General features: G+C 53.0%; 4 protein-coding genes. 3 read left to right on the top strand and 1 reads right to left on the bottom strand.

Going from position 1 to position 7883, the window contains the following annotated elements:
- Positions 1-285 precede the first annotated feature (285 nt).
- Positions 286-1326 (bottom strand): TerC/Alx family metal homeostasis membrane protein, encoded by a 1041-nt coding sequence (locus KTQ90_RS12010; protein WP_022157821.1) that lies wholly within the window; start codon positions 1324-1326, stop codon positions 286-288.
- 362 nt (positions 1327-1688) lie between these two features.
- On the opposite strand from KTQ90_RS12010, the gene gyrA reads away from it, so the two are divergent.
- The 3 genes from gyrA to KTQ90_RS11995 all read left to right on the top strand — a co-directional run bounded on the left by gyrA (position 1689) and on the right by KTQ90_RS11995 (position 6762).
- Complete coding sequence (gene gyrA, locus KTQ90_RS12005) at positions 1689-4259, top strand: DNA gyrase subunit A (RefSeq protein WP_217318630.1); 2571 nt, start codon at positions 1689-1691, stop codon at positions 4257-4259.
- 20 nt (positions 4260-4279) lie between these two features.
- Positions 4280-5455, top strand: coding sequence for a tetratricopeptide repeat protein (locus tag KTQ90_RS12000; RefSeq protein WP_217318629.1), 1176 nt, complete (start codon positions 4280-4282; stop codon positions 5453-5455).
- Between the two features lie 101 nt (positions 5456-5556).
- Positions 5557-6762, top strand: coding sequence for a hypothetical protein (locus tag KTQ90_RS11995; protein ID WP_217318628.1), 1206 nt, complete (start codon positions 5557-5559; stop codon positions 6760-6762).
- Positions 6763-7883: the final 1121 nt, after the last annotated feature.

The following is a 7883-nucleotide window of genomic DNA, read 5'->3' as shown; positions in this document are numbered from 1 at the left end:
GTATTTCAATTAATTCAAAGAGCGATTAGTCCACTTTAACGGGACAGTAGTGTTAAAAACTATTGAATAGAAAGCGATATAAATCGTATGAGTATATGTAAAAATCAATTTATACAAAAATGTACCATATCTTCCAGCAGGCTTGCAACGCGTTGTAGGCTAATATGTTAAAGGCTGGTAGATGGCAGTTTTATCTACCAGTCATCTACCAGCCATCTACCAGCATGGCACAGCCCGCATTAATTGGGTTTTGACATGCTATACATTGATAGTATCTTTTTTTTCTTACGCCTTCTTGCGCTGCGGCAGCAGCGATGCGCCTATGCTCACTACGAGCACAGCGAGGATGATGCAGAGCGAAGCCACGGCGTCAATCTCCACCCACTCGTGAATGAGCATCTTCACACCGATGAAGAGCAGCAGTACGCATACGCCGGTCTTCAGATAGCGGAAGCGGTCGGCGATGGCTGCCAGGAGGAAGAACATAGCACGCAAGCCGAGGATGGCGAAGATGTTAGAGAAGAACACCACATACGGGTCGAGCGACACCGAGAACACAGCCGGAATGCTGTCGAACGCGAATATCAAGTCGCTGAACTCTATCACGAGCACCGTCACGAAGAGCGGGGTGAAGAGCAGACGGCCTGCCTTGCGTATGAAGAAGCGGTCGCCCTCAAACTGTGTGTGTATGCGTCCGGTCTTCGCGAGCAGTCGCACGATAGGATTCTTCTGCACGTCCATCTCCTCCTTCTTGTTGCGGTCGAGGTACATCTTCACACCACTATATATAAGTACGCCACCGAACACCAGCAGCACCCAGTCGAAGCGACTGATTATGGCTGCGCCGAGGAAGATGAACACGAAGCGCAGCACTATTGCGCCGAGGATGCCCCAGTTGAGCACGTGTTGATACTCGTTCTTGCCCACGCCGAACGCCGTGAATATCATCATCATCACGAACAGGTTGTCTACCGACAGCGTCTTTTCTATAAGGTATCCCGAGATATAGCTCACCGTCATATAATGGCGATACTGCTGCAGACTCGCCTCAAAGTCCGATGGGTCGAGCTTCAGGTGCGGAGCGTACGCCGACGCCACGGCTTTAAGGTCGGCAAAGCTGCTTATGCCGTGCACCATGTCGCCCTTGAACCAAAGAAAAGCCGAGAAGGCGAGTGCGAGTGTTATCCAAACGGCAGTCCATGTGCCTGCCTCACGTATCGACACCTCGTGTGCTTTCTTGTCTATCACGAGCATGTCGAGCACGAGAATGGCGGCTATAAAGACTATGAAGCCGCCCAAAAACATAAATTCTGAAAGATGAAACATGTGTTATTTTATTTGTTCGGGTGCAAAGTTATACCTAATAATCCGAACACACAACATTTAAATGCGGTTTTAACCGAATTGTAACAAAGGTGGTGAGGTGTTGTGGTGGTGAGATGGTGAGAAATGATGTTGTTGTGGTGAGATGGTGAGGTGGTGAGATAGTGAGGGTGTTGTGTATAAAATCTCTTAAAACGCGTTTTTTAAGCCCTCTAAGCGCTGCTAATCCAAATATTTTTTGTAATTTTACACCCTTGAAGACGGCCCTAAAATCGCTTACAGCGAAAATAAAGGGCATTTGAGGCGATTCTCCGTTGTAGGAAGCGCCCGCATAAACGCAATAAAAATACATTTTATAATAATCAATGGACGAAAATCAAACAATTGATCTGGACAGAGTCCAGAAAATCAACATTGAGGAGGAGATGAAGAAGTCGTACATCGACTATAGTATGTCGGTGATTGTGGCTCGTGCCCTCCCTGATGTTCGCGACGGATTCAAGCCGGTTCACCGCCGCATCCTCTACGGTATGCTCGGCATCGGCAACACAAGCAGCAATCCTTACAAGAAGTGTGCGCGCGTCGTTGGTGAGGTGCTCGGTAAGTACCACCCGCACGGCGACTCTTCTGTCTACGGCGCTTTGGTGCGTATGGGACAGAGCTGGAACATGCGCTACATGCTTGTGGACGGACAGGGTAACTTCGGTTCGGTTGACGGCGACTCTCCTGCTGCCATGCGATACACCGAGTGCCGCCTCTCGAAGATGGGCGAGCACATCATGGACGACTTGGAGAAGGACACCGTAGACATGGACCCCAACTTCGACGATACGCTCACCGAGCCGTCGGTTATGCCTACAAAGATACCTAACCTTCTTGTGAACGGTGGCAACGGTATCGCCGTTGGTATGGCTACCAACATGCCTACCCACAACCTCTGCGAGGTTATCGACGGCTGCTGCGCATACATCGACAACCCCGATATCGACACCGACGGCCTCATGCAGTACATCCAGGCGCCCGACTTCCCTACGGGTGCGTACATATATGGCTTGCAGGGCGTGCGCCAGGCTTACGAGACGGGCCGCGGACGCATCGTCATGCGTGCAAAGTCTGAGATCGAGAGCGGCGATACCCACGACAAGATTGTTGTTACCGAGATTCCTTACGGTGTCAACAAGGCCGACCTCGTTGCCGGCATCGCCGACCTCGTTAAGGAGGGCAAGATAACCGGCATCTCTAACGTCAACGACGAATCGGGCCGCCAGGGAATGCGTATCGTTGTCGACGTGAAGCGCGACGCCAACGCCAACGTCATCCTCAACAAGCTCTACAAGATGACAGCCATGCAGTCGTCATTCTCTGTCAACAGCATTGCGCTTGTCAATGGTCGCCCGCGTCTGCTCACGCTTAAGGAGTGCGTTAAGTATTTCGTAGAGCACCGTCACGACGTCACCATACGCCGCACAAAGTACGACCTCAAGAAGGCTCAGGAGCGTGCCCATATCCTCGAAGGCTTGATTATCGCCTGCGACAACATCGACGAGGTAGTACGCATCATCCGTGCTTCTAAGACTCCGTCCGACGCTCAGCGCAACCTCGAGAAGCGCTTCGACCTCGACGAGCTGCAGTCGAAAGCCATCGTCGACATGCGCCTCTCTCAGCTCACCGGCCTGCGCATCGACCAGTTGCACGCCGAGTTCGAGGAGCTGGAGCGTCAGATTGCCTACTTCGAGCAGATTCTCAGCGACCCTGAGCTTTGCAAGAAGGTGATGAAGGACGACCTGCAGGAGGTGAAGGAGAAGTATGGCGACGAGCGCCGCACGGAGATAAAGCCGTACGAGCACGAGTTCAACGCCGAAGACTTCTACCCGAACGACCCGGTTGTCATCACCGTGTCGCACATGGGTTACATCAAGCGCACACCGCTCAGCGAGTTCCGCGAGCAGTCGCGCGGCGGCGTAGGTTCGAAGGGAGCACGCACACGCGAGCAGGACTTCACCGAGTATATCTACCCGGCTACGATGCACCAGACCATGCTGTTCTTCACACGCAAGGGCCGCTGCTACTGGCTCAAGTGCTACGAGATACCCGAGGGCGACAAGAACTTCAAGGGTCGCGCCATCCAGAACATGCTCAACATCGAGCCCGACGACTCTGTCAACGCATTGCTGCGTCTGCGCGGCTTGAACGACGAGGAGTTCGTGAAGTCGCACTACGTAGTGTTCGCTACGAAGAACGGTACCGTCAAGAAGACAAGCCTCGAGGCTTACTCGCGTCCGCGCACCAACGGTGTCAACGCCATCAACATCGTTGAGGGCGACGAGGTGGTAGACGTGCGCCTCACCAACGGCAAGAACGAGATTATCCTCGCCAACCGCAACGGACGCGCCGTACGCTTCGACGAAGACTCTATCCGCACCATGGGTCGTGTGTCTACCGGTGTGCGCGGCATGAAGCTCGACGACGGCGACGACCAGGTTGTGGGCATGATTGTCGTGAACAACGCCGAGACCGAGACCGTGATGGTTGTGTCTGAGAACGGCTACGGCAAGCGCTCGCAGGTAGAAGACTACCGCAAGACCAACCGTGGCGGCAAGGGCGTGAAGACATTCTCTATCACCGAGAAGACCGGTCGCCTCGTGGCTATCAAGAACGTCACCGACGACAACGACCTCATGATCATCAACAAGAGCGGTATCGCTATCCGCCTTGCCGTTTCGGAGTGTCGCGTAATGGGTCGCGCCACACAGGGCGTGCGCCTCATCAATCTCTCTAAGAAGAACGACGTCATCGCAAGCGTATGCAAGGTGATGAGCACTGAGAAGGAGGCTGAAGTGAGCGGCGACAAGGACGACGAAAACGCAACCCCTGCTACCGATGTTCAGGCAACAGAGGCTCCGCAGACCGAGACTCAAACAACAGAAACAGAATAACAATTAAACCAAACAAAGTTATGAAAAAATTATTCGTAGCAGCATTGCTGGCAGTAACTGCCACATCTGCATTTGCTCAGGACATCAAGTCTGTTCTTAAGGCAAAGGATTATGCTGAGGCACAGAGCGGTCTCAACTCTTGCCTCTCTTCGCTCAACGACGAAGACAAGGCTAAGGGCTACAACAAGCTCGTCGACCTCTCTTTCGACAAGTTCAACAAGGAGAACGCCGTAGCTGTAGAGGCTCAGACTCTCGAGCAGATGGGTCAGAAGAGCAACAAGACCTACGACAAGCAGGGCATGTACGACGCTCTTCTCAACGGTCTTAACAACGCTCTCGAGTGCGACAAGTACGACCAGCTCCCCAACGCTAAGGGCAAGGTGGCTCCTAAGTTCCGCAAGAAGAACGCTAACCGCATCTGGCCTAACCGCATCCAGTTCGTTATCGCTGGTCAGGACGGCTTGCAGGGCGACGACCAGACCGTAGCTTACAAGTATTTCGCAGCTTATGTAGACAGCTACACAGCTCCGCTCTTCGCCGACGTTGACAAGGGCGCACGCGACGAGTATCTCGGCAGCGTAGCCCTCATCGCAGCTCGTCTGGCTTACCAGATGAAGGATATGGACAAGGCTAACCAGTATTGTGACGTTGCCCTCAACGACACTGCTTCTTACAAGGAGGCTCTCGGCGTTAAGGTGGCTTTCATGCAGCAGGCTATGAAGACCAAGGAAGACTCTCTGCGCTGCCTCAAGGACGTAGAGGCTCTCTACCTCAAGGACAAGGCTAACGAGAACATCTTCTCTGTGCTCGCTCCGCTCTACGGCGCTCTCGGCATGCAGGACAAGCAGGATGCTATCCTCGCTGAGCGTCTCGCTGCCAACCCCAACGACTTCATGGCTAACCTCGTGAAGGGTCAGGCTCTCATGAACGCAAGCAAGTGGGACGAGGCTATCGCTACTCTGCAGAAGGCTACCGCAGCTAAGGACGACGCTCTGGCTCTCACCTTCCTCGGCTTCTGCTACAACAACAAGGCTGCTGCGCAGCAGGACGTTGCAGCGATGAAGGGTCTGTTCGAGAAGGCTAAGGAGTGCTTCGAGAAGGCACGCGACATCGACCCCAACCAGCAGCGTGCAAGCTGGTCGTACATGCTCGACAACACCAACTACAACTTGGAGCGTCTGAACGGTGGCAAGTAATCTGCCGTTAGCTTCTATTTTTATTAATTAACTCATGCGGCATGTCCTGCCTATATATATATAATAAGGTGGGGCATGCCGTGGATTGTAATCGGGATAAAATGTTCAGAAAACTATTCCTGGTGTCGCTGTTTGCGTTCATCGCCCTCGCTCCTGCCTTTGCGCAGAAGAAGGAAATCTCGCAAGCCAAATCTGCTATCAAGGCGGGCAATGCGGTTGAGGCAGAAGCCTCGATGCGCAAGTTGCTTGCCGACTCTGCCCACCGGCAGAACGAGAAGATATGGCTTGTGCTGTTCGACGCTGTGAAGAAGCAGTACGAGGACGTCAACGAGAAGATGTATCTCAAGCAGTCTACCGACACCGCAAAACTCTTCGATGCCGCCTACCGTATGTTCGGTGTGCTCGAAGCGCTCGATTCTGTTGACGCCATGCCCGATAAGGATGGGCGCATAAAGCTGAAGTATCGACGCAAGCACGCCGACTATCTCGACGCCTATCGCAAGAACCTCTATACCGGCGGTTCCTACTTCCTCAACAAGCAGGACTATCCGCGCGCGTTCAAGCTCTTCGCGGCGTACATCGACTGCGCCTCGCAGCCGCTCTTCGAGACTCAGCAGTACGCCTCTCGCGACAAGCGCCTGCCCTCGGCGGCGTTCTACGCCCTCTACAGCGGCTACCGTGCCAACGACGCCGCAGCCACTCTGCGCTACAAGCAGCTGGCTGAGACCGACACAGTGCGTCTGCCGCTCACGCTCGAGTACGAGGCTGAGACCTACCGCGCACTTGCCGACTCGGTCGGCTACCTGGCTACGTTGGAGAAAGGTTTCTCCCACGACCCTGCGTCGGGCTACTTCTTCCCCCATCTGTTCGACTACCGCTTCCAGCGAGGCGACACCGCCCAGGCGCTCGACGTCTGCAACCGTTCGCTCGCCAAGAACGCCAAGAGCACGGTGGCTATGGAGGCTAAGAGCGCCGTGCTGCTTACCATGAAGCGCTACGACGAGTGCGTGCAGGTGTGCGACTCGGTCATAGCTGCCGACGCCGCCGCTGCCAACGCTTATCTCAACGCCGGTCTGGCTTATTTCAATCAGGCGGTGAAGATAGACAATGCGCCGAAGCATACTCGTGCCGAGCGCGCAGAGATGCTTGCGCTCTACCGCAAATCGCTTAAGTATATGCAGCCTTATCGCCAGCTCGCGCACGCACGCTCCGACCTGTGGGCTATGCCGCTCTACACTATCTACCTCAACCTGAATATGGGCAAGGAGTTTGTGGAGATTGACGCGATAATGAAGCAGAAGCGATAGTGGCAGGATAGAAAACAAGTGATAGGGTTTGTTTTGAAAAAGCGATAACCGCTTTATACGAGACGACCGTTTTATATGGGTTGAAAGCTCTGTATTGCACCACTTTGTGTGGGGCGATACGGGGCTTTCAGCCTTTTTTTTGTTCGTAAGAGGGTGGGGGCTACTAACTTCCAGGGGGTGCAGCTGTCTCAGCTGCACCAACAAAGCAGATGGCATTGGTTTGCTTGGTTGGTGCACTGCTTGCTTGGTTGGTGCATTGCTTGCTTGGTTGGTGCACTTGAGACAAGTGCACCCCCTTGAAGGCAGCCACCGAAACCGCAACTAACCTCCAGGGGGTGCAGCTGTCTCAGCTGCACCAACAAAGCAGATGGCATTCATTTGCTTGGTCAGTGCATTGCTTGCTTGGTAGGTGCACTTCTTGCTCTGGCAAGCGGCAAAGCCGAGCGGAGACAAGTGCACCCCCTTGAAGGCAGCCAATATCTGCTTTGAGCGTTATTTTAACAACGGATTAAACGAATTCGATGGGTGCGCAAAATTAACAACGGATTAAACGGATTAAACGGATTTTGGAGGGTGCGTTAAATTAAAACGGATTTAACGGATTAAACGGATTTTGGAGGGTGCGTTAAATTAACAACGGATTGAACGGATTAAACGGATTCGATGGATGCGTAAATAATCGGATTAAACGGATTTACTGCTGATACTTTTTTAAACAACGGATTTAACGGATTTAACGGATTCGATGGGTGTGCAGAATAACGGATTAAACGGATTTGGGTGCGCAGCCATCCGTAGCGGAGGTCTCCGGCCTCCGCAGCAATCTGCTGTACTAATCATTACAGTCTGACTTGGTGCTGCGGAGGCCGGAGACCTCCGCTACGGTTAATAACATCCGCTTAATCCGCTGTTAAATCTCCCAAGCAGAAGGAATCCGTTTAATCCGTTTAATCCGCTGTTAAATCTCCCAAGCAGAAGGAATCCGTTCAATCCGTTTAATCCGCTGTTAAATCTCCCAAGTAGAAGGAATCCGTTCAATCCGTTGTTAATTTAACGCACCCTCCAAAATCCGTTTAATCCGCTGTTAAATCTCCCAAGCAGAAGGAATCCGTTCAATCCGT

Origin of the sequence: Leyella stercorea, assembly GCF_019052365.1 — a bacterium.
Lineage (GTDB): Bacteria > Bacteroidota > Bacteroidia > Bacteroidales > Bacteroidaceae > Prevotella.
The sequence above is the reverse complement of the archived record's forward strand: the minus strand, read 5'-3'. Positions and strand labels throughout refer to the sequence as shown.